This is a genomic window from Solirubrobacter pauli (assembly GCF_003633755.1).
In the GTDB taxonomy this organism is placed as follows: domain Bacteria; phylum Actinomycetota; class Thermoleophilia; order Solirubrobacterales; family Solirubrobacteraceae; genus Solirubrobacter; species Solirubrobacter pauli.
Genome location: NZ_RBIL01000001.1, coordinates 1,200,438 through 1,222,595 on the forward strand (window position 1 = coordinate 1,200,438; position 22,158 = coordinate 1,222,595).

At 73.5% G+C, this 22,158-nt stretch carries 20 protein-coding genes and 1 riboswitch; of the genes, 9 read left to right on the forward strand and 11 right to left on the reverse strand.

Annotation, left to right across the window (positions count from 1 at the left end):
* Positions 1 to 30 precede the first annotated feature (30 nt).
* On the reverse strand, positions 31 to 540 hold the full coding sequence (locus C8N24_RS05595; RefSeq protein WP_121248816.1) for a TetR/AcrR family transcriptional regulator: 510 nt from the start codon (positions 538 to 540) through the stop codon (positions 31 to 33).
* Positions 541 to 641: 101 nt separating this feature from the next.
* Positions 642 to 1,043, reverse strand: coding sequence for a coenzyme B12-dependent isobutyryl CoA mutase small subunit (gene icmB, locus C8N24_RS05600; RefSeq protein WP_121248818.1), 402 nt, complete (start codon positions 1,041 to 1,043; stop codon positions 642 to 644).
* A 126-nt stretch (positions 1,044 to 1,169) separates the two neighbouring features.
* Here icmB and C8N24_RS05605 point away from each other — a divergent pair, with 126 nt between their 5' ends.
* From C8N24_RS05605 to C8N24_RS05620, 4 genes are read left to right on the forward strand one after another with little or no spacing between them, the layout of a single operon-like run.
* The gene (locus C8N24_RS05605) at positions 1,170 to 2,657 is read left to right on the forward strand and encodes a GAF domain-containing sensor histidine kinase (protein WP_121248820.1); all 1,488 of its coding nucleotides are present in this window, start codon (positions 1,170 to 1,172) and stop codon (positions 2,655 to 2,657) included.
* Positions 2,644 to 4,422, forward strand: a complete 1,779-nt coding sequence (locus C8N24_RS05610) for a PAS domain S-box protein (protein ID WP_121248823.1) — start codon at positions 2,644 to 2,646, stop codon at positions 4,420 to 4,422. Before C8N24_RS05605 ends, C8N24_RS05610 begins: the two co-directional genes overlap by 14 nt.
* A gap of 42 nt (positions 4,423 to 4,464) precedes the next feature.
* Entirely contained in the window at positions 4,465 to 4,812 is a 348-nt protein-coding gene (locus C8N24_RS05615; RefSeq protein ID WP_121248825.1) for a response regulator, read from the forward strand.
* Positions 4,809 to 5,456 (forward strand): response regulator transcription factor, encoded by a 648-nt coding sequence (locus C8N24_RS05620; protein WP_121248827.1) that lies wholly within the window; start codon positions 4,809 to 4,811, stop codon positions 5,454 to 5,456. The genes C8N24_RS05615 and C8N24_RS05620 overlap by 4 nt, the downstream gene beginning before the upstream one ends.
* A 35-nt stretch (positions 5,457 to 5,491) precedes the next feature.
* On the opposite strand, the gene C8N24_RS05625 is transcribed toward C8N24_RS05620, so the two are convergent.
* The 4 genes from C8N24_RS05625 to C8N24_RS05640 all read right to left on the reverse strand — a co-directional run bounded on the left by C8N24_RS05625 (position 5,492) and on the right by C8N24_RS05640 (position 10,351).
* Entirely contained in the window at positions 5,492 to 7,186 is a 1,695-nt protein-coding gene (locus C8N24_RS05625; protein ID WP_121248829.1) for a sensor histidine kinase, read from the reverse strand.
* Between the two features lie 69 nt (positions 7,187 to 7,255).
* Positions 7,256 to 8,377 carry an acyl-CoA dehydrogenase family protein gene (locus C8N24_RS05630; protein WP_121248831.1) on the reverse strand — a complete coding sequence of 374 codons (1,122 nt, stop codon included), beginning with the start codon at positions 8,375 to 8,377 and terminating at the stop codon, positions 7,256 to 7,258.
* The gene (locus tag C8N24_RS05635; protein ID WP_121248833.1) at positions 8,374 to 9,177 is read right to left on the reverse strand and encodes an HAD family hydrolase; all 804 of its coding nucleotides are present in this window, start codon (positions 9,175 to 9,177) and stop codon (positions 8,374 to 8,376) included. Before C8N24_RS05635 ends, C8N24_RS05630 begins: the two co-directional genes overlap by 4 nt.
* Position 9,178: 1 nt before the next feature.
* Positions 9,179 to 10,351, reverse strand: coding sequence for an acetyl-CoA C-acetyltransferase (locus tag C8N24_RS05640; protein WP_121248835.1), 1,173 nt, complete (start codon positions 10,349 to 10,351; stop codon positions 9,179 to 9,181).
* A gap of 28 nt (positions 10,352 to 10,379) precedes the next feature.
* On the opposite strand from C8N24_RS05640, the gene C8N24_RS05645 reads away from it, so the two are divergent.
* Entirely contained in the window at positions 10,380 to 11,786 is a 1,407-nt protein-coding gene (locus tag C8N24_RS05645; protein WP_121248837.1) for a leucyl aminopeptidase family protein, read from the forward strand.
* Between the two features lie 35 nt (positions 11,787 to 11,821).
* Here C8N24_RS05645 and C8N24_RS33690 read toward each other — a convergent pair whose 3' ends face one another.
* On the reverse strand, positions 11,822 to 13,627 hold the full coding sequence (locus C8N24_RS33690) for a methyl-accepting chemotaxis protein (RefSeq protein ID WP_121248839.1): 1,806 nt from the start codon (positions 13,625 to 13,627) through the stop codon (positions 11,822 to 11,824).
* An 88-nt stretch (positions 13,628 to 13,715) separates the two neighbouring features.
* On the opposite strand from C8N24_RS33690, the gene C8N24_RS05655 reads away from it, so the two are divergent.
* Together C8N24_RS05655 and C8N24_RS05660 are read left to right on the forward strand one after the other, a co-directional pair.
* Complete coding sequence (locus C8N24_RS05655; RefSeq protein ID WP_121248840.1) at positions 13,716 to 15,092, forward strand: serine/threonine-protein kinase; 1,377 nt, start codon at positions 13,716 to 13,718, stop codon at positions 15,090 to 15,092.
* 99 nt (positions 15,093 to 15,191) lie between these two features.
* Positions 15,192 to 16,565 (forward strand): pyridoxal phosphate-dependent decarboxylase family protein, encoded by a 1,374-nt coding sequence (locus C8N24_RS05660; RefSeq protein ID WP_121248842.1) that lies wholly within the window; start codon positions 15,192 to 15,194, stop codon positions 16,563 to 16,565.
* Here the strand turns inward: C8N24_RS05660 and C8N24_RS33300 are convergent.
* From C8N24_RS33300 to meaB, 3 genes are read right to left on the reverse strand one after another with little or no spacing between them, the layout of a single operon-like run.
* Positions 16,552 to 18,009, reverse strand: coding sequence for an Ig-like domain-containing protein (locus C8N24_RS33300; protein WP_147447650.1), 1,458 nt, complete (start codon positions 18,007 to 18,009; stop codon positions 16,552 to 16,554). The two genes, C8N24_RS05660 and C8N24_RS33300, sit on opposite strands and share 14 nt — an antisense overlap.
* Positions 18,006 to 19,466: an Ig-like domain-containing protein gene (locus C8N24_RS05670; RefSeq protein WP_147447651.1), complete on the reverse strand. Its 1,461-nt coding sequence runs from the start codon at positions 19,464 to 19,466 to the stop codon at positions 18,006 to 18,008. The genes C8N24_RS33300 and C8N24_RS05670 overlap by 4 nt, the downstream gene beginning before the upstream one ends.
* A gap of 53 nt (positions 19,467 to 19,519) precedes the next feature.
* On the reverse strand, positions 19,520 to 20,494 hold the full coding sequence (meaB, locus tag C8N24_RS05675; RefSeq protein WP_121248845.1) for a methylmalonyl Co-A mutase-associated GTPase MeaB: 975 nt from the start codon (positions 20,492 to 20,494) through the stop codon (positions 19,520 to 19,522).
* 29 nt (positions 20,495 to 20,523) lie between these two features.
* Between meaB and C8N24_RS05680 the strand changes: the two genes are divergently transcribed.
* Positions 20,524 to 21,126 carry an acyltransferase gene (locus C8N24_RS05680; RefSeq protein ID WP_121248847.1) on the forward strand — a complete coding sequence of 201 codons (603 nt, stop codon included), beginning with the start codon at positions 20,524 to 20,526 and terminating at the stop codon, positions 21,124 to 21,126.
* Complete coding sequence (locus C8N24_RS05685) at positions 21,120 to 21,359, forward strand: DUF3253 domain-containing protein (protein WP_121248849.1); 240 nt, start codon at positions 21,120 to 21,122, stop codon at positions 21,357 to 21,359. The genes C8N24_RS05680 and C8N24_RS05685 overlap by 7 nt, the downstream gene beginning before the upstream one ends.
* On the opposite strand, the gene C8N24_RS05690 is transcribed toward C8N24_RS05685, so the two are convergent.
* Entirely contained in the window at positions 21,356 to 21,943 is a 588-nt protein-coding gene (locus C8N24_RS05690) for a transglycosylase family protein (protein ID WP_281272617.1), read from the reverse strand. The two genes, C8N24_RS05685 and C8N24_RS05690, sit on opposite strands and share 4 nt — an antisense overlap.
* A 47-nt stretch (positions 21,944 to 21,990) precedes the next feature.
* Positions 21,991 to 22,150: riboswitch (cyclic di-AMP (ydaO/yuaA leader) on the reverse strand.
* Positions 22,151 to 22,158 lie beyond the last annotated feature (8 nt).

Sequence of the window (22,158 nt, forward strand, 5' to 3'; positions counted from 1 at the left end):
TGACGCCATCGTAGCCGGTTGACTCGCGAGTCAATCGTGCGGTTCGGCCAGGTCCAACAGACGTTCGAGTACCCGCTCTCGCAGCTCACCGGTCGGCGGCCCCATGCCGAGGAGCTCAGCCAGCCAGAGCCCGTCCGCGGCGAGCCGCGCGACGGTGGCGTCGACTGGGTCGCGGCCTTCGCGCTGGACGCGATCCTGCCAGATGCCGTACTGCTCGCGCACCGCGACCAGCAGGGAGGGATCGGCGACCAGCGCGGCGAGCATCCCGAGCTCGTGCTCATCGGGCGTGCTCGCCTTGACGTAGCCGCGGACGAAGGCCGAGTCGGCCGCCTCCATCTCGGCGCCGAACTGGCTCAGCCAGCGATCGACCATCGCCTGGACGAGGTCGGCCTTGGACTTGAAGTGGTAGAGGAGGCCGCCCTTGGACACGGCCGCCTCCTTGGCGACCGCGTCGAGCGTCAGCGCCTGCGCACCGTCGCGATGGACGACGGTGCCGGCGGCGTCGAGGAGGCGGTCTCTAGTTCCGGTCGTGGGAGTCATTGACTCCCAGCAAGGCTAAGGAGCCGACGATGGAGGAGAAGGCGGCAGCAGCGATCTTGATGGTCTTCATGCCACCAACTGTACCGTCTGGACGGTACAGTTCAAGTGCGGTCGGTCACTGAGCCCTCGATGAAGTCGATGATCGCCTGCGTGGGCGCCCCGGGCGTGAAGACCTCGGCGACGCCGAGCGCCTTGAGCTCCGGGATGTCCTGGCTGGGGATCGTCCCCCCGACGGTGACCACGACGTCGCCGGCATCCTGCTCGCGCAGCAGCTCGATCACGCGCGGGACGAGCGTCATGTGCGCGCCCGAGAGGATCGAGAGCCCCACGGCGTCCGCGTCCTCCTGCAGGACCGTCTCGACGATCTGCTCAGGGGTCTGGTGGAGGCCGGTGTAGATGACCTCCATGCCGGCGTCTCGTAACGCGCGCGCGATGATCTTCGCGCCGCGATCGTGGCCGTCGAGACCGGGCTTGGCCACGACGACGCGAATCTTGCGTGCCATGGGCGCAAGCGTAATACGAGGAAGTCCTCGTATGCGTCGCGGAGCGCCGCAGTTGCCCCGGACACCGCGAATGCGACAGACTCGTCGGCGCACGTGCCCGCTCACGAGTCACTCGACGCTGCGCATTTGCTCCGCACGGGGCATGCGGTCGTGCGCGCGCTCGCGGCCGCCGACAACGAGTCCGACGCGTACCCGGCGCTGCTCGCGACGCTCGGCGAGTCGCTCGGCGCGACCGGCGGCGGGATGTGGCTGCCCGTGGCCCGGGCGACGCTCCGGCGCGCCTACGCGTGGGGCACGCCGCCCGAGACGCCCGGCGACGGCGTGAGCTTCGAGGTGCCGCGGATCGGTGTCATGAGCTTCGCCGCGGACCTGGAGCCGGACGAGTCGCTGCGGGCGACGCTGGACAGCCTCGGGCTGCTGATGTCGCACTTCGCCGAGCGCTGCCGCGCCCAGCACGCGGTGGCCGCGAACGTCGCCGAGGCCGAGGAGCGTGAGCGCGTACTGCGCCACCTGGCGACCGAGCAGGCGGCGCTCCGCCGGGTCGCGACGGCGATCGCCACCGAGAGCGACCCGCGGGACGCGTTCTCGGTCGTCACCGAGGAGGTCGGCCGGCTGCTGCGCGCGCCCAGCGCGAACATGATCCGCTTCAACGACGACGAGACCGCGACCGTGCTCGCCCGCTGGCACGACACGGACATCGCCGTGCACGAGGTGGGCGCGACCGTCTCGCTCGGGGGCGACAGCGTGTCGGCCCGCGTCTACCGCTCCGGCGCGCCCGCCCGCGTCGACAGCTACGACGACCTCGAGGGCGAGCTGGCCGCGAGCCTGCGCGCGCTCGGGCATCACTCCGCGGTCGCCGGGCCGATCTTCCTGGAGGGCCGGCTGTGGGGCGCCGTCATCGTCTCCGGCGGGGCGGGCGAGCCGTTCGCGGCCGGCGCCGAGCGGCGGATCACCAACTTCGCCGAGCTCGCCGGCCAGGCGCTCGCCAACGCGCAGGCGCGGGAGGACCTGGCGGCGTCGCGCGCCCGCATCGTCCAGGCCGGCGACGCCGAGCGCCGCCGCCTCGAGCGCAACCTGCACGACGGCGCGCAGCAGCGGCTCGTCTCGCTCGCGCTGATGCTGCGCCTGGCCGCTCGCCGGCACCCGGAGGACATCGACCTGGTCCGCGCGGGCGAGGAGCTCGGCCACGCGCTGACCGAGCTGCGCGAGCTCGCGCGCGGCATCCACCCGGCGGTCCTGAGCGAGCGCGGGCTCGAGCCGGCCGTCCGGGCCGTCGCCGACCGCGCGCCGATCCCGGTCGCGCTGAGCGTGGACCTGGAGGAGCGTCTCCCGGACCCGGTCGAGGCGGCCGCCTACTACGTCGTCGCCGAGGCGCTGACGAACGTCGCCAAGTACGCGCACGCGACCGGGGTGACGGTCGGCGTGGAGCGTGCGGACGGGCTCGCGCTGATCGTCGTGCGCGACGACGGCGTCGGCGGCGCGGCGGCCGGGCGCGGCAGCGGCCTGCGGGGGCTCGCGGACCGCGTCGAGGCGCTCGGCGGCCGGCTGGAGATCGACAGCCCGCTCGGCGCCGGGACGACGGTGCGCGCGGAGATCCCGGTTGCGGCCGGCTGAGCTGCTGCGCGCCGTCACGGCCGCGCTCGCCTCACCCGACGAGGAGACCGCGTTCGCGCGGCTGCCGGGCACGCTGCACCGCAGCCTCGACGGCCACAAGCTGCGCTGGGACGGGGCGACGCTGGCGATCCCGATCGCGGGCGTGGGCGAGCTGCTCGTGCCGACGCCACCGCCCGACGACGACCTGCTGGCGGCGGCGGAGAGCGTCGGCGTGCAGGTCGCGCAGTTCGTCGAGCGCTGCAAGGCCCAGCGAGGGATGCGCGAGTTCGAGGCGCGCCGCCAGGCGATGCTCGACGTCGCCTTCGACTCGGTGTTCACGATGGACGACGACGGCTTCGTGCTGTCGGCCAACCGCGCCGCCGAGCGCACGTTCGGCTACAAGGCGGAGGAGATCCTCGGCCAGGAGCTGGCCGCGCTGATCATCCCGGAGACGCTGCGCGACGCGCACCGCGACGGGCTCGTGCGCTACCTGAAGACCGGGCGCGGGCCGATCGTCGGCCGGCGTGTGGAGCTGACCGCGATGCGCCGCGACGGCACGGAGTTCCCCGTCGAGCTGGTGGTCACGCGGCCGGAGATCCCCGGCGAGCGCGTCTTCTACGGCTACCTGCGCGACCTCACCGCGCGCAACGTGGCCGAGGCGGCGCTGCACCGGCTCGCCGACGAGCAGGCGGCGCTGCGGCGGGTGGCCACCGCGGTGGCCGCGTTCAGCGACCCGGCGCAGCTGTTCGACCTGCTCAGCGAGGAGGTCGGCAAGCTGCTGGAAGCGGAGACCGCGCACATGTTCCGGTTCGACCCCGACGGCCGTGCCGGCGAGATCGTCGGCGGCTGGGCGCAACGGCCCGAGCACGTGCTCGGCCACGGGACGCGGATGCCGCTCGACGGCGACACGGCGGTCACGCGCGTGTGGCGCACCGGCCAGGCCGCGCGGATGGACTCCTACGCGCGCGCCGAGGGCAACCTCGCGCAGATCATGCGCGACTACGGCGTCCAGGCCGTCGTCGCCGCGCCGGTGTTCCTCGGCGGCTCGCTGTGGGGCGCGGTGATCGTCTCCGCGATGAGCGCCGGGCCGTTCCCGGAGAGCGCCGAGCAGCGGATCGCGTACTTCGCCGAGCTGGCCGCGCAGGCGCTCGCGAACGCGCAGGCGCGGGAGGACCTCGCGGCGTCGCGCGCCCGCATCGTCCAGGCCGGCGACGCCGAGCGCCGCCGCCTGGAGCGCAACCTGCACGACGGCGCGCAGCAGCGGCTCGTCTCGCTCGCGCTGATGCTGCGGATGGCCGCGCGCCGGCATCCGGACGACGACGACCTCGCCCGTGCCGGCGAGGAGTTGTCGCACGCGCTGCAGGAGCTGCGCGAGCTGGCCCGCGGCATCCACCCCGCCGTGCTCACCGAGCGCGGGCTCGAGCCGGCGGTGCGGGCCGTCGCCGACCGCGCGCCGGTGCCCGTGGAGCTCACGGTGGAGCTGGAGGAGCGGCTGCCCGGCCCGGTCGAGGCGGCGGCGTACTACGTCGTCAGCGAGGCGCTGACGAACGTCGCCAAGTACGCGCGGGCGACGCTCGTGCGCGTCAGCATCACGCGCACCGACGAGCACGCGCTGATCGAGGTCGCCGACGACGGCCTCGGCGGTGCCGACCCCGGCGGCGGAAGCGGCCTGCGCGGCCTCGCCGACCGCGTCGAGGCCTTCGGCGGCCGGCTCGACATCGACTCCCCGCCGGGGCTGGGCACCACGCTGCGCGCCGACCTGCCCCTCACCGCAAGTCTCCGGTAAACCCCCCGAACTTGAACGTCCTGGACGTTTAACTTCCACGGCATGCCGCGCTCCGTCCTCGTCGTCGACGACTCCGCCGCCTTCCGGGCGACGGCCCGGGTGCTGCTCAGCGCCCGCGGCTATGAGGTCGTCGGCGTGGCCGACAGCGTCGCCGGCGGGTTGGCCGCGGCGCGCGAGCTGCGCCCGGACTGCGTGCTGCTGGACGTCAACCTCCCCGACGGCGACGGCCTGTCGGCCGCGGGGGCGTTCGGCGACGCCGCCGTGGTCGTCGTCTCCACGCTGGACGCCGACGAGCTCGGCGACGCACTGGCGGGTTCGGGGGCGCGTGGCTTCGTCGGCAAGGCCGAGTTAGCATCGCCGCGTCTCGTCGAGCTGCTGGGGCCACCTTGAGGATCGTCATCGGAGAAGATCAGGCGCTGCTGCGCCAGGGGATCGTGAGCCTGCTGGGCACGGCGGGCTTCGAGGTCGTGGCCGAGGCCGCCGACGCGCCGGACCTGCTGCGCAAGGTGTCCGCGCACAAGCCGGACGTCGCGATCGTCGACGTGCAGATGCCGCCCGACCACACCGACGACGGCCTGCGGGCGGCGCTGGAGATCCGCGCGTCCCAGCCCGCGGTCGGCGTGCTGGTGCTCTCGCAGTACGCCGAGGAGCGCTACGCCGTCGACCTGATCGGCGACAACGCCGAGGGTGTCGGCTACCTGCTCAAGGACCGCGTCACCGACTTCGCGGGCTTCGCCGAGGCCGTCCGCCGCGTGGCCGCGGGCGGGTCCGTGCTCGACCCGACGGTCGTCGCGCACATGCTCGGCCGGCGCCGTCGCGACGACCCTGTCGACTCGCTGACGCCGCGCGAGCGCGAGGTGCTGGAGCTGATGGCGGAGGGTCGCTCGAACAAGGGCATCGCGGAGAAGCTCGTCGTCACCCCGCACGCCGTCGAGAAGCACGTCACCTCGATCTTCACCAAGCTCGGCGTGGCCTCGGGCACCGAGGACCACCGCCGCGTGCTGGCCGTGCTCGAGTTCCTTCGCCGAGCCTGAAGAAAGATAAAGGGGTCAGACCCCTTTAGGTTGCTTTAGGTGGGGATGCGGGCCCGGATGAGCGTGCCGGCGCCGGGCGGGCTGGTGATCTCCAGGGCGCCGTCGAGGGCGCCGACACGGTCGCCGAGGCCGCGCAGCCCGGAGCCGGTGGCGACATCGGCGCCGCCGACGCCGTCGTCGCGGATGTCGATCACGGCGTGGCCGTTCTCGCGCCGGACGTCGACCTGGGCGTGGGTGGCGTTCGCGTACTTGGCGACGTTGGTGAGCGCCTCCGCGACGACGAAGTAGGCGGCGGTCTCGACCGGGCTGGGCAGTCGCTCGGTGAGGGCGGAGCGCAGCTCCACCGGCACCGTCGAGCGACTGGCGAGCGACTCGAGCGCGGCGTCCAGGCCGCGCTGGCTGAGCACCGCGGGGTGGATGCCGGCCGCCAGGTCGCGCAGCTCGTGCACCGCCTCCTGCGCGTTGGCGAACGCGCTGTCGATCAGTCCCTTCGCGGTGTCGGGCTCGCGGTCGAACTGCTCGCGCGCGAGCTGCAGCTCGATCATCAGCGCGACGAGCCGCTGCTGCGCGCCGTCGTGCAGGTCCCGGCCGAGCCGCCGGCGCTCGGCGTCGCCGGCCTCGACGAGCCGGGCGCGCGACGCGCGGAGCGCCTCCAGCCGGGCGCGCAGCTCGACCTCGAGCCGCTGGTTCTCGAGCGCGAGCGCTGCCGCCGCCGCGGCTTCCCGCAGCAGGTCCGGCTCCTCGGCGAGCGCGGGGCCGTGGGTCAGCGCGCCGACGCGGCGACCTTCGTGGTCGATCTCGGTGAGCGGCTGGTCCGGGGTGGCGGGGCGGCCGTCCCGGTGGACGTAGCCGCCGTCGACCCAGTAGAGGACGTCGAGCGTCGGGTCGCCGAGCTCGGTCGCGAGCGCGTCGCGCACCCCGCGCGGGTCGAGGCTGAGGCGCTCGATCACGCGGCCGACCGCGGCCGTGCGGAAGAACCGCGTGCGGACGAGGCCGAGCAGGAACGCGGCGGGGACGAGCGCGAAGGCCGAGAAGGCGGCGATCTGCAGCGCCTGCGTCAGGTCGGACTCGAAGGTGATCGAGAACACGGTCGCGACGCCGAGCACGAGGATCACCGCGCCGAGCAGCAGCACCGGCTCCAGGCCGCGGCGCAGCAGCGGGCCCGCGGTCTGACGGCGACCGATCAGCACGAGCAGCGTCGTGACGAGCATGAACAGCAGCAGCGACACCTGCGGGACCGAGAACAGCGTCGACAGGACGTGGCTGTCGACGACGACCCACGGATTGCCGGACGGGCAGTCGTCGCACGTCGTCACGAGCAGCTGCGGGAGCTGCAGCACCGCGGCGGCGTAGGCGGCGCCGACCGCGCGGCGCGGCCACTTCCCCTCCACCCGTCCGGACGGGAACGCGATCAGCAGGTGCACCAGCGCGGAGATCGAGACCGTGTCGAACAGCGCGCCGATCGCGAACGGCAGCGGCGCGTCGAAGAACTGCAGGCCCGTCAGCGCGACGAACGTCCCGGTCATCACCATCAGCCGGCCCGTGTGGTTCTCCGGGCGGCGCGCGTGCGCGTACGCGCCGACCGCGACGAAGCCCCACGCGATCGCCACGCCGAGGTAGAGCACCGCGACACCGCCCGGCGGCAGCCGCGTCACGTCCGGCGCCTGGAACAGCAGCGCGACGCCGATCGTCGCGGCGATCAGGCAGGCGGTGACGATGGCCCAGCGCATGTGAGCGCGAGCCTATGCCTCAGCGTCGCGTCTGGGGGTAGGAGAAACCCCACAGGACGGCGTGCCGCGTCAGTCGCGCATGGCTTCGCCGAGGATGGCGCGGGCGATGACGAGCTTCTGGATCTCGCTCGTGCCCTCGTAGATCTCGGTGACCTTGGCGTCGCGGTAGTAGCGCTCGGCCGGGAACTCCTTGGTGTAGCCGTAGCCGCCGAGGATCTGGATCGCCTCGCCCGTCTGGTGGCGGGCGACGCGGGAGGCGAACAGCTTCGCTTGCGCGCCCTCGACGGTGTGCGGCTTGCCGGCCTCCTTCAGGCGCGCGGCGCGCCAGACGAGCGCGCGGGCGGCCTCGATCTCGGTCTGCATGTCCGCGAGCTTGTGCTGGATGGCCTGGAAGCGCGCGATCGGCCCGCCGAACGCGTTGCGCTCCTTGGCGTAGGCGGTGCCGGTGTCGAACGCGGCCTGGGCGATGCCGACGGCCTGCGCGGCGATCCCGATCCGGCCGCCGTCGAGCGTGCGCAGCGCGACGCGCATGCCGTTGCCGGGCTCCCCCAGGCGCTCGGCGGGCGTGTCCTCGAACGCGAGGTCCGCCGTGGAGCTCGAGTTGAGCCCCAGCTTCTCCTCCTCACGCGTGACCGCGAAGCCGTCGGCGCCGGCGCGGACGAGGAACGACGACGCGCGGTCGCCCTCCTTCGCGAACACGATGAAGGTGCTCGCGAAGCTGCCGTTGGTGATCCACTGCTTGGCGCCGGAGATCCGGTCGTCGGCGACCCGGGTGCGCATGGCGCTCGCGTCGGACCCCGAGCCGGACTCGGTGAGCGCGAACGCGGCCAGCTCCTCGCCGCTGGCGAGCGGCGGGACGAGCCGCGCGATCTGCTCCTCCGAGCCGTGGTTGAGGATCGGCAGCGTGCCCGCGCTGGTGTGCACGGCGACGGTCACGCCGACGCCGGCGTCGGCGCGCGAGAGCTCCTCGAGCACGAGCATGTAGGTGAGGAAGTCGGCGCCCGCGCCCCCGTGCTCCTCGGGCACGCACACGCCCATCAGGCCGAGCTCGCCCAGCTCGGCGAACAGCTCGCGCGGGAAGTGGTGCTCGCGATCCCACCGGGCCGCGTGCGGCGCGACCTGCTCGTCCGCGAAGCGCTTGGCCAGCTCGCGGATCTCGCGCTGGTCGTCGGTGAGCTCGTGCAGGCTCATCGGACCGCCACCCGTGCCGCCGCGGCACCGCCGGCCACCGCCGCGGCGGCGCCGAGTACTCGAAGCTTGCGGCCCAGTCGTTCGAAGCGCATGATCTCCCACTCCTCCTCGCGCGCGACCCGCGCGAGCTCCTTGTCGGGATTGACCGCCACAGGATGGCCGACGAGCCGCAGCATCGGCAGGTCGGACTCGCTGTCGCTGTACGCGTAGCTCGCGGCGAGGTCGATGGCCTCGCGCTCGGCGAGCTCCCGGAGCGCCTGCGCCTTGCCCTCACGGTAGTTGAACGGCCCGCCCTCGCGGCCCGTGTACACGCCGTCGACCACCTCGGCCACCGAGCCGACCGCGCCGTCGAACGTGAGCACGATCGCGAGCAGCTCGGCCATCTCCTGCGCCGCGGCGGTGCAGATGAAGATCGGGCGGCCCGCGTCCTGGTGCTCGTACGCCAGCTCGAGCATGCGCGGGTACAGGCGCGGGAGCACGCCGGCCAGGACCGGTCCGGAGAGCCGCTGCAGGTCGCGCACCTTCGCGCCCTCGAGCATCTTCCCGACCCGTTCGCGCACCAGGTCGGTGCTGGCGTCCGTCGAGCCCTGCAGGCGGAACTTGAGGTTCTCGTAGGCGTCGCGCGCGAGGTCCCGGCGCGAGAGCATCCCGGCCTTGTACGCGACGCGGCCGAACTGGAACGAGGACGAGCCGGCGATCAGCGTCCGGTCCAGGTCGAAGAACGCGGCGCCGCGCTCACCCTCGCGCTTGATCGCTCCCCCGCCGGGCGGCGGGGGAAGGATGTGTGGCCGCTCCGTCAAGTCAGACCTGCACGATGATGGCGTCGCCCTGGCCACCGCCGGAGCAGATCGCCGCGCAGCCGTAGCCGCCGCCACGCCGGCGCAGCTCGAGCACGAGCGCGCCGATGATCCGCGCGCCGGACGCGCCGATCGGGTGCCCGAGCGCGACCGCGCCGCCGTTGACGTTCACGCGCGCCTCGTCGATGCCGAGCATGCGGGTGCTGTTGAGGGCGACCGACGAGAACGCCTCGTTGATCTCCCACAGGTCGATGTCGCCGGGCTGCAGGCCCGCCTTGTCGAGCGCCTTGATCGCCGCGTTGGCGGGCGTGCGGGCGAGCCACGCGAACTCGTCGGCCACGGCCGCCTGGGCGATGATCGTGCCGAGGATGTCCTTGCCGTTGCGCTCGGCCCAGTCCTCCGACGCCAGCACGAGCGCGCCGGCGCCGTCGTTGACGCCCGGCGAGTTGCCGGCCGTGTGCGAGCCACCCTTGGTCAGGCCGGGAAGCTTGGCCAGCGCCTCCAGGGTCGAGCCGCGGCGCGGCGCCTCGTCGGTGTCCACCACGGTGTCGCCCTTGCGGCCGCGCACCGTGACGGCGACGATCTCGTCCGCGAGACGGCCCTCGTCGGTGGCCGCGATCGCGCGCTCGTGGCTGCGCAGCGCCCACTTGTCGAGGTCGGCGCGGGTCATCTCGAGCTCGTCGCCGATCTCGGTCGCCTCTTCGAACATCTGCTTGCCCGTGAACGGGTTGCGCAGGCCGTCCTGGACCATCGCGTCGAGCGCCTGCACGTCGCCCATGCGGAAGCCGCCGCGGGCGCCCGGCAGCAGGTACGGCGCCTGCGACATCGACTCCATGCCGCCACCGACCGCGACGTCGAGGTCACCGGCCCGCACGGCCTGGTCGATCATGCCCACGGCGCGCACGCTGCTGGCGCACACCTTGTTGATGGTCTCGGAGGTGACCTCGATCGGGATGCCGGCCTCGATCTGCGCCTGGCGACTCGGGATCTGCCCCTGGCCGGCCTGGAGCACCGTGCCCATGACCACGTGCTGCACCTGCTCGGGCGCGACGTCCGCGCGGTCCAGCGCCTCGCGGATCGCGACACCGCCGAGGTGGGTGGCGGGAAGGGTGGACAGACCGCCGCCGAGCTTGCCGATCGGCGTGCGAGCACTGCTCAGGATCACGGTTCGGGCCATGGAGCGAGTCTATTAACGTGCGCGTTCTATGCGCGTGACATCCACCACTGACGCACCCACCGCCACCGATGCCGACACGATCGTCGTCGGCGTCTTCGAGGACGAGGGGATCGCGCATGACCACGGGGGCGGCCTGCAGGCGCTCGTGGACAGCGGCGAGGCCAAGCGCGGGCTGCGCAAGCTCGCGGTGACGCACGCCGAAGGGCGGCGGTACGTGATCGTCGGCCTCGGCGGACGGTCCGACTTCGACCCGGAGCGGGCGCGCGTCGCGGCCGCGGCGGTCGTCGGGCGCGCGAAGGAGCTCGGCACCAAGACGCTCTGCTGGGAGGTTCCGCACCACGTCGGCGACGCCCACGTCGCCGGCCTCGTCGAGGGCACCCTGCTCGCGGCCTACACCTACCGCGAGTTCAAGGAGCCCGAGTCCGACGGGATCGAGGCGCTGATCCTGTCCGCGCACCATGCGCTCGACGCGACGGCCGCCGCGACCGTGGCGGGCTTCGTCAACCGCGCGCGGGACCTGCAGAACAGGCCGGCCAACGTCCTCACGCCGACGGCGCTCGCGGAGCGCGCCTCCGAGCTGGAGGGCGTGAGCGTCGAGGTGCTCGACGGGGCCGGCATCCGCGCGGCGGGGATGGGCGCCTTCGCCGCGGTCGCGCAGGGCTCCTACGAGGACGCGCGGCTGATCACCGTCCGCTACGACGGCGAGGGCGCCACGGGCCCGGTCCTCGGCTACGTCGGCAAGGCCGTGACCTTCGACTCCGGCGGGATCTCGATCAAGCCCGCGGCGAAGATGCACGAGATGAAGTTCGACATGTCCGGCGGCGCGGCCGTGCTGGAGGCGGTCGGCGCGATCGCGGCGTTGAAGCTGCCCGTGCGCGTCGCGGGCGTGATCGGCGCGACCGAGAACCTGCCGTCAGGTCGCTCGATGAAGCCCGGCGACATCGTGCGCTCCAAGTCCGGCGTGTCGATCGAGATCAACAACACGGACGCCGAGGGCCGGCTCGTCCTGGCCGACTGCCTGACGCACGCGATCGAGCTGGGCGCGGAGCGCCTGATCGACCTCGCGACGCTGACGGGCGCGATGGTCGTCGCGCTCGGCAAGACCTACGCGGGCCTGTTGGCGAGCGACGACGCCTGGGCCGCCGCGGTCGAGTCGGCGGGTCAGCGCGCCGGTGAGCTCAACTGGCGGCTGCCGCTGCACGTCGAGTACGACGAGCAGATCAAGGGCCGCTACGCGGACATCGTCAACTCGCCGGCGGACCGCGGCGCGGGCGGCATCACCGCCGCGCAGTTCCTCAAGCGCTTCGCCGGGGACACGCCGTGGGCGCACCTGGACATCGCGGGCACCGCGTACGACAACAAGAAGCCGTATACGCCCAACGGCGGCGCCGGGTTCGGCGTGCGCACGCTGGTCGAGCTCGCCCGCGGCGCCTAAAGCGAGTTAAAGGGGTCAGCCCCCTTTAGGTCGCTTTAGGTTCGGAAGGTCGCGACTAGGCCGTCCAGGCGCTGCGCGGTGACCGCCAGCTCCTGGGCGGAGGCCGCCATCTCCTGGGTGGACGCGGAGGTCTCCTGCGTGGAGGCGGAGACCTCCTCGGCGCTGGCCGAGGACTGCTCGGCGACGGCGGCGACCTCGACGACGTCGGCCTGGATGCGGCCCGTGCCGGCGGAGATCCGCTCGACCGCGGCGGCGATCTCGCTCACGCGGCGGTTGACGTCGACGACGGCGTGCTCGATCGCGGTGAAGGCCGCGCGGGAGCGCTCGACCGTGCGCGCGCCGGCCTCGGTGCGCTCGGCGCCGGCCTCGACGACGTCGACCACGCGGTCGGTCTCCGCGCGGATCTGCGAGATCAGCGTGGCGATCGAGCCGGCGGCGGTGGAGGAGCCCTCGGCGAGCTTGCGGACCTCCTCCGCGACGACCGCGAAGCCCCTGCCCTGCTCGCCCGCGCGGGCGGCCTCGATGGCGGCGTTGAGCGCGAGCAGGTTCGTCTGCTCGGCGAGCGCGGAGATCGTCCCGACGATGCCCTGGATCTCCTCGGAGCGCGCGGCGAGGTCGCGGATCGCGGCGGTCACGTCCTGGGTCGAGGACTGCACGCCGGACATGGCGTCGTAGGCGTCCTGGGCGGTGCGCGCGCCGTCACGGGCGACGTCGCGGGCCTCGTCGGCGGCGCGGGCGGCCGCGTGGGCGCGCTCGACGCTCTCGCGCGCGACGGCCGCGGCCTCCTCGGCGGTGGCGCGGACCAGCTCGACGCTGCGCGTCTGGCGCTCGGCGCCGTGGGCGACCTCGCTGACGGCGCTCGCGATCTCGCTCGCGGCGGCGCCCGTCTCCTGGGAGCTGGCGGCCATGTGGCGTGAGGTCTCGGCGACCGAGCTGGAGGAGCCGGCGACCTCGCCGATCAGCGTCGAGAGCCGGCCGCGCATGCCGTTGTAGCTGTCGACCGAGGCGTGCAGGCGGGTGCGGATGCCGTTGGTGGCGCGCGCGATGTCGCCGATCTCGTCCGTGCCCGGGTTGGCGATCGCCGGCGTGTCGGCGTGGACCGACTGCGTGAGGTCACCCGCCGCGACGGCGTCCAGCGCGCGCTGCAGCTCGGCGGCGTCCTGCGTCTCGAGGCTGGAGAGGCGGTCGAGCACGTCGGTCGCGGAGCGGCGGATGCCGCGGCTGACGACGAGCACGACGGCGCCGGCGAGCAGCGTCGCCAGCAGCGCGGCGAGGATGCCGAAGCGGCGCGCGGACGCGGACGCCGCCTTGGCCGCGGCCACGTCCTCCCTCTGGCGGTTGCTGACGTAGGCCTCGATCTTCTCCTGCGCCTGGAGCGGGATCCGCACGAAGCGGTCGGCGCGGGCGAGCGCGGCGTGCGCGGCGGCGCTGTCGCCGCGTGCCATCGCCGGGAAGAGCTCCTCGTTGACGGCGGCGTCGTGCTTGCGGTCGGCGTCGGTCGCGGTCTGCGCGATCTGGGTGACGGTCGGGTCGTTGAGCTTCTCGACCGCGGCGGCGTTGCGCTCGGCGATCTTGACGCCCTGCTCCCACTCGGCCTTGTAGCGGTCGTCGCCGGTGGCGACGTAGAGGGCCTGCGCGGCCTGCTGCTGGCGCGTGCCGGCGGCCTGGTGGGCGGCGCCGGCGATCGCTTCCTGCCAGCCGATCGCGCGCTCGTACGCGTCGTCCGCGTGCGCGGCCTTCACGAGGACCAGCGCGATCGAGCCGAGCATCACGACGAGGACGGCGGTGAACGCGAGGCCGAGCTTGAGCCCGAGCGTGCGGCGGAGGCGAAGAGTGGGCATGTGCCAACGTCATCGGGCGGGCTTAGGAATCCTTGAGGTCTTCCGCGCCGCGCCACCGCCATCATGGGTGCGTGTGAGGTTCGTAGGGTTGTGGATTCTGCTGGTCGCCGTCTACGCGGCGACCCTCGGAGTTCCGGCGCAGCCGGGGCTCGACTACGCGGGCAACGAGCCGCACCATCTGCTCGCGGCCGAGTCGCTCGTGTCCGACCGGGACGTCGACCTCACCGACGAGTACGCCGCGCGCTCCTACGCCGCCTGGTACCCGCAGAACCTGACCACCGACGGGCGGGTCGTGGGCGGGCGGCTCGTGGAGCCGCACGGCGTCGGCTTCGCAGTGCTGATCACGCCCGCGTACGCGCTCGGCGGCGCCCGCGCCGTCCAGTGGCAGATGATCGCGATGCTCGCCCTCGCCTTCGTGCTGGCCGCCGCGCTCGCGCGGCGGATGGTGCCTGAGCCGTGGGCGACCGTCGGCGTCGGCCTCGTCGCACTCTCACCCCCCGCCGTGGCCGCCTCCACGACGGTCACGCCCGGCGTCGCGGCCGCGGTCCTGCTGTCGGGGGCGGCGCTCTGCGCGCTGGCGGTGCGAGAACGGCCGCGCCGCCGCTACGTGGCGATCGGCGCGCTGCTGCTCGCCGGGCTGCCCTGGCTCGGCTGGAGCTATCTCGCGCCGGGCGTCGTGGTGGCCTGGGCGCTGGTGGTGTGGACGCTGCGCGAGCGCCGCCGCTTCGCCGCGCTCGTGGCCGGCGAGGCGCTCGCGGGCTCTCTCGTCTTCTACGCCACCGTCAACGACCGCTTCTACGGCGGCATCACCCCGCGGTCGGCGAGCACCGCCGCGCTGCCGGACACGCCGCTGGAGTACCTCGAGCGCGTCCCGCGGGTCGTCGGCGTCTGGCTCGACCGTGACGTCGGCCTGCTGCGCTGGGCGCCGCTGATCGCGCTGGCGTTCTTCGCCGCCTGGCTGCTGTACCGCTCACGACGCGACCAGCTCGCGCGCGTCGCCCCGGCGCGCCGCGAGGCCGAGGCGACCGCGGGCCTGCTGCTGGCGATGATCGGCGCGCAGCTCGTCGTGACCGCCCTGCTGGCCGCCGGTCCGCTGCGGGCCGGGAACGCGTTCGCGGGCGTGTCGATGGTCGCCGTGCTGCCGGCGTTGGCCGCGCTGTCGGCGTGGGGCGTCCGGCACGTGCCGCGCCCTGTCGCGGCCGTCCTCGCGCTGCTGACGCTCGGCGGCACCGCGTGGCTGCTCTGGCTGACCGACATCCCCGGCTGGCTGGAGGTCGACAGCGACGCACCCTGGGGCCCCGTCGTCGGGGTGTTCCCGGCGTTCGTCACCTTCAACTGGTGGGCGCTGGTGGCGTGCGCGCTGCTGGCGGTCGGCGTGGGCGTGCTGGTCTGGCGCGAGCGGCGCGCCGCGGGTGAGTGGCGCCGGGCGGCCGCGGCGTCGAGGACGTCCAAGGCGCTGCACTGACCGCCCCGGCCGTCCGTCACTTGATGTCGCTATTCGACAGCAACTGACGACTCGCTCGCGCGGGTGCGCTCCACGCCCACCGTCACACTTCTGCAACGCATGTTCGTCACACCCGACCCGAGGACCCACGCCGACCTTCGCCACGCCAGCATCGCGATGACCGAGGCGGTCATCCGCGCGCTGAGCGCCCCCGGGCCGCGCAGCCCGCTCGACCCGACAGAGCTGGCGAGCCAGGTCGCCGCGATCGACCCGCTGCCCGAGGACGGCGCCTCGCTCGACGCCGTGTTGAACGAGCTCGCGCCGATCCTGGAGGGCGGGATCCGGCTCGGGGACCCGAACTGCGTCGCCCACCTGCATCCCGCGCCGTTGATCGAGGCGGCGGTGGCGGAGCTGGCGGTCGGCGTGACGAACCAGTCGATGGACGCGTTCGACGCGTCGCCGGCGGCGACGTTCGTGGAGGACGCGCTGGTGTCGCGGCTGGCGGAGCTGCACGGCTTCCCGGGCGGGTCGGGCGTGATGACGATGGGCGGGACGGCGTCGAACCTGCTCGGGCTGCTGCTCGCGCGGGACCGGGCGGGCGACGACGTACGTACCCACGGGGTGCCGCAGAACCGGTGGCGGATCGCGGCGAGCGCGACGTCGCACGACAGCATCCGCCGCTCGGCCGCGCTGCTCGGGCTCGGCACCGACGCCGTGATCGCGGTGCCCACCGAGCCGGACGGACGGATGTCGGTCGAGGCGCTGCGGGACCTCACGGACGGCCAGGACGTGATCGCGATCGTCGGCACGGCGGGCACGACGGACCTGGGCGCGATCGACCCGCTCGACGCGCTCGCGGACCGGGCGCAGGAGCTCGGCGCGTGGCTGCACGTGGACGCGGCCGTCGGCTCCGGGCTCACGCTCAGCGACACGCATCGCGGGCGGCTGCGGGGGATCGAGCGCGCGCACTCGATCACCGCGGACCTGCACAAGCTGTGGTGGATGCCGTTCGGGGCGAGCGCGCTGCTGGTGCCGGACGTCGCCGAGCTGCGCGCCGTGCACCACGCGTCGGTCTATCTGAACCGGCCGGAGGACGAGGCCGAGGGCCAGCTGAACCTGGTCGGCCGGTCGCTCGACACGTCGCGGCGGTTCGACGCCTTCAAGGTCCTGGTGGCGCTGCGCACGCGGGGCCGCAAGCAGCTCGGCGGAATGGTGGACGCGGTGCTCGACCTCACGCAGTACGCGGGCGAGGCGATCGAGCGCCACCCGGAGCTGGAGCTGGTGGCGCCGCCGCACACCGTGATGGTCGCGTTCCGCCGCGTCGGCGACGACGCCCGCAACGTCGCCATCCACCGCGACCTGTTCGCGTCCGGCGAAGCCGTGATCGGCCGCACGACCGTCGACGGGCGGGTCGCGCTCAAGCTCACCCTGCTCAACCCGAGCACGACGCGCGCCCAGGTCGACGCGCTGCTGGACCTGATCAGCGCAGCTTGATCAGCACGGCCCGCGAACGCCCGTCCGCGCCGACCGCCTTGCCGCTCACGCGGACCCAGGCGACCTTGCGCCGCGGCGGAAGCGCGCCGCGCCGCAGCTTGAGCTTGACGGCGCCGCCCGCGGCGGCCTGGGCGCGCACGCGCCGCCCGGAGATCACGCGCCCGCTCGTGAGCTTCACCCGCACGCGCAGCGACACGATGCACGCACGGTCGCACGTGCCGCGCACGGTCACCCGCCCGCGCTTGTCGAGCCTGAGCTTCCCGCCCGTCAAGGTCAGCCGCGGTGCCGCGGGGCGCGGCGCGCGTGCGACGACGTCCACGGTCACGCGCACCGGCGCGGACACGCCGCCGCTGCGCGACACGGCCCGGAACGTGAAGGTGTCCGGGCCGACGTACCCGGCGGCGGACCGGTAGGTCAGCGCCCGGCGACCGCCCGCCCCGATCGTCACGGCGCCGTGCGCCGGCGCCTCGACGAGCTCCATGCGCGCCACCCCGGCCGAGCACGAGTACGCGACCGACGACGCGCGGTCGGTCGTGACCGTCAGCGGCGTGGCCGCCGGCAGCAGGCGGCACTCCGGCCCGGGGCGCGCCGGCACCGGCGTCGTCGAATGGCAGGACGCCTGTGTGAGGAGCTCCACGCAGGGCTGCCAGTCCGGCTCGGTCTGGCCGCCGCCGAACGTCGACAGATCCTTGCCGGTCGCCCCGAGCAGCCCGAGCTGCGTCTGGCCGCCGACCGTCCGCGTGAAGATGATCCGCCCGGTCGGCGAGATGTCGGGATCGGTGTCGGCCGCGCCCGGCTCGTCGGTCACGCGCGCGTCCTCGGAGTCCTCGTCGTCCGCCATGCGGAACAGCGACGTGCTCGTGCCCACCCGGCGCGGGTAGACGACCGAGCCGTCCTCTCCCAGCGCGAGCGGCCCGGCGACGCCGTCGAGCACGTTGCCCTGGTCGGCCGCCGGCACGATGAACGCGTCGACGCGGTCACCGATCAGCAGCGTCAGGACCTCACCCGCCGGGACCCAGGCGAGGTCGGTCGCGCCCGTGCCGTCGGCGCCTTCGAGCACGGTCTCGGCGCCCGCGAACGTGCGCGTGATGACCTGGGCGCCGCGCACGAACGTCACGCCCGCGCCGTCGTCGGTCCACGTCGCCGCGCTGCCGGCCACGACGTCCGCGACCTGGCCGGACACCGCCGAGTAGACCTTGATCGTCCCGCCCTCGGCGAACAGGATCCGGTTGCCGTCCGGCGACCACTGCGGCGCGCTGAGATCACCGCCCGCGTAGACCTCGTGCCGGCCCGACAGCGGCACGTTGTAGGTGACGAGCGCCTCGCCGCCCCCGGGCCGCTTCTCGATCGTGACGATCTGGCCGTCCGTGGTCGCCGCCGTGGCCGTGCCCGGGACGGCTGCGAGCAGCGCTCCGGCGACCGCCGCCCACCGACGCCTGATCACCGGACCGTCACCGGGAGCTTCACGGCCCGCGCGACGCCCGTCGCACCCCGGACCGTGCCGGTGATCCACACCGTCCGGACCTTGCCGACCGGCTTCTTCGGCAGCTTGAGCTTGAGCGCCAGCACGCGACCCGGTGCCAATGACCGCCGCAGCGCCGGCCCCTTGAGCGTCCTCGCCTTCTTCTTCACGCGCACGCTGCCCTCCAGCCGGACCGTGAACGCGCACGGCTGGTCGCAGGTGAGCCGCGCCGTGGTCGTGCGCTTGCGGTCCAGCCGCGGCTTCACGCTCAACGCCAGGAACGGCGCGGCGGGGACCGACGGGTTCGGCGTCGCGACCGGCGGACCGGCTCCCGGGGCCGGGCGCGGCACGACGAAGATCGTGACCTTGATCACCTCGGACTCGCTGTAGCCGTTGCTGACCTTGTAGGTCACCGTGTCCTGGCCGGCGAAGTACGGGTTGGGCGTGTAGACGGTGCCGGCGAGCGTGCCGTTGTCCGGGCCCTTGACGAGCACGAACGAGAGCGGCAGCGAGGACGGGTCGGTGCACGGCGCGGCGGGCAGCTGCACCGGCTGGTCGGCCCGGGTGCTGACCTGCGCGACGTTGGTCGTGCACGTCGGCGGCACGCTCGAGTAGCAGGAGACGGTCGTGGCCGCGCACGGCTGCCAGTCGACCGCGGTCACGCCGACGAGGCCCGGGACCGGCGTCGACGCGGCGCGCTCGGCCACCGGCACGATCCGCGCCTGGCCGTTCGCGTGATAGACGATCGCCGTGCCGTCGGGTGCGAACCGCGGCGCCGCGACCGGCCCGTCGGTGATGTCGAGCTTGGTCGTCGGCGCGACGCCCGGGCTGACGGCCACGCGCAGGCCGCCGTCGTGCACGTAGGCGAGCTGCGCGTCCTCGGGCTGCAGGCGGACCGGGGACCACGCGGGTGCGCCGGTGACGCCGGTCTCGACCTCGAGCAGGTGGTTCGAGACGTACAACGTGTCTCCGAGCGTGTAGGCCCAGCGCTCGAACGTCGGCCCGTACGCGAACTGCGTCGGCGGGAGGGCGAAGGTGCCCAACGTCGCCTCGCTGCCGCCGAGCGTCAGCCGCACCCGCCGGTGCTCGCCGTCGGCGATGCGCCGGAAGCCGATGTTGGTGCCGTCGCGCGACCACGCCGGGTCGACGTCGCGGACGCCCGCGGGCGACCGGAACGCCGAGACCTCCCGCGTGGCGAAGTCGTAGATGGAGATGTTGCCCGCGTACGAGAAGGCGACCTTGTTGCCGTCCGGCGAGACGGCCAGCCCGGTGATCTCGCCGGTCGGCGACCACAGCGTGCGCAGGCCGGTGCCGTCGGGGTTGACGGCGACGAGCTTGCCGCCGGCGACGGCCACGAGCTGCCCGTTGTCCGCGAGGGCAGGGGCAGGCGACGCCATGGCGAGCACGGCGCAGGCGAACGCTACGACCGCCGCACGCATGCCGAGAATGTAGGGGCGTCGGCCCGGTTGTGGACGGGCACTGGACGAATGAGTTACCCGCTCAGGTCGTCCCGGGCGGCGGCGCCGGGATCGATCGCGCCGCGGGCGAGGATGGCGCTGGCCGCGCTGGCCGGATCCAGCCGGCGCGCGACGACCTCGTCGAGCAGCGACTGGACCTCCGCGTCCTCGCGCAGGGACGCCTCCAGCGCGCGGCGCAGGCGCATCGTCGCGATGCCCAGGACCTCGCTCATGAGGTTCCGGCGGCGGCGCTCGGACAGCGTGCCCTCGGCCTCCACGTACGCCCGGTGCTCGGACAGCTTGGAGGCCAGCTCGGCCACGCCCTCGCCGCGCGCGGCCTCGGTCTTGAGGATCGGGACCTTCCAGCCCTCGTGCGGCGCGAGGGCGAGCACGCCGCGGATCTCGCGCACCATCGTGTCGGCGAGCGGGTGGTCGGCCTTGTTGACGACGATGATGTCCGGGATCTCCATCACGCCCGCCTTCAGCGCCTGGATCGAGTCGCCGGAGCCGGGGATGAGCACGAGCACGACCGAGTCGGCGTGGTCGATCACGTCGACCTCCGCCTGCCCCACGCCGACCGTCTCCAGGAACACGTCGTCCTTGCCGGCCGCGTCCATCAACAGCGCCGCCTGCAGCGACGCCTCGGCCAGGCCGCCGAGCGCGCCGCGCGTCGCCATCGACCGGATGAACACGCCCGGGTCGAGGAAGTGCTCGGTCAGGCGGATCCGGTCGCCCAGCAGCGCGCCGCCACGGAACGGTGACGACGGGTCGATCGACAGCACCGCGACCTGCCGGTCGGCTGCCCGCTGGACGCGGATCAACGCCCCGATCAGCGTCGACTTGCCGGCGCCGGGCGGGCCGGTGAAGCCGACCACGGACGCGTTGCCGGTCCTCGGGTAGACGGCCTTGACGAGCTCCCAGCCGGCGGGATCGTCGTCCTCGACCAGCGAGATCCCGCGCGCCAGCGCCCGCTTGTCGCCGTTCAGCAGCCGCTCGGAGAGATCCGACATCGAGCGCCGCAGAATATCCTCGGAGGAAGATGGCGCCGTTGACGCTCCTGCGCTTCATGGCGCGCAACCGCATGCTCAACCCCAAGTACGCGCGGCTGATCGCGCGCTGGGCGTGGCTGAAGCTGCGCTGGGGCAAGCGGCTGCAGACCGACGGGCTGTGCTTCGTCAGCCCGAACGTCACCTTCGAGATCGGCAAGGACGCGGTGTTGCGACTCGGCCGCTGGTCGTGGATCGGCCACGGCACGAAGATCCGCATCCACGAGGGCGTCTGCGAGATCGGCGCGAAGACCGTGCTCGGCCAGGAGTGCACGATCTCGGCCTTCCAGCACGTCTCGATCGGCCGTGAGTGCGTGATCGCCGACCGCGTGATGCTGATCGACTTCGACCACGGCGTGACCGAGGTCGAGCGCCCGATCCGCGCGCAGGGCATCTACAAGCGCGACGTGCGGGTCGGCTCGAACAACTGGATCGGCTACGGCGCGTGCATCCTGCGCGGCGTGACCGTCGGCGACAACTGCGTGATCGGCTCGAACACGGTCGTCACGAAGGACGTCAAGTCCAACGCGGTGGTCGCCGGCGCGCCCGCGAAGCTGCTGCGGATGCGGGAGACCCCGAAGACGCTCAGATGGTGAGCGACGACGACATCGAGCGCACGATCCTCGAGCTGCTCGCCCAGCGCGACGAGGGCAAGACGATCTGCCCGTCAGAGGCGGCACGTGCGCTGGCGGACGACTTCCGGCCGCTGATGGACGACGTGCGGCGCGTGGCCGACGGGATGGCGCAGGTCGAGATCACGCAGAAAGGCCGCGTCGTGGAAGACCTCGACGCGGCCCGTGGCCCGATCCGGCTGCGTTTGAAGCGCTAGGACGCGTCTTCGTCGAGGCCGAGCTGCTCGGAGCAGGACGGCCACGGCGCGGTGCCGCGCGCCTGGAAGAGCTTGTAGGCGAGCTGGTCCTGCGTGGCCTCGTCGGCCTCCGCGGGGCTGCCCGTGCCGCCCATGGCCTCCCAGGTGGGCTGGGAGAACTGGTACTTGCCGAAGTAGCGGCCGTTGGACGACTCGGCCGCGATGTTCCCGCCGGACTCGCACTGGGCGATCTGATCGAGGATCGCCTTGTGCTCGGCCGGGATCGGCGTCGCGGCGAGCGGGGCGGAGTTCTGCGGCTGGCCGAGGAGGCCGAGCGAGCGCAGCGTGGCCGTGTCGGCCTTGCCGGTGACCTTCAGGCCGTTGCGGCGCTGGTAGGTCTTCAGCGCGCGCTTGGTCTTCGGGCCGAAGACGCCGTCGGCCTTGATGCCGAGCGCCTTCTGGATCTGCTTCGTCGTCGGCTTCTTGGGCTTCGCCGGAGCGGTCTGCGCGGGCGCCTGCGCGGCCGGCTGCGACTCCGCGCCGCCCGTCTGGGCGAACGCGGGCGCGCTCAGCGCGAGCGTGCCGGCCACGACAAGCGCGGCCAAGCGGCGTAACGACGACGAATCAACTGCTGTGGGCACGTCTGGTGACTCCTTGGTCTCATCGCGCCTACGGGGTTAGCTGTCGGGCTCGCGCGTAGACCTGCGCTACGCCGTCACTGACGGCGATTCGCCCCGGGAGCGTGACCAACGCTCCATCGGTTCCCCCGCTCCCACCCAGACAGACCAGGCGGGACTCGGCTCTTATGCGGGCGACACTC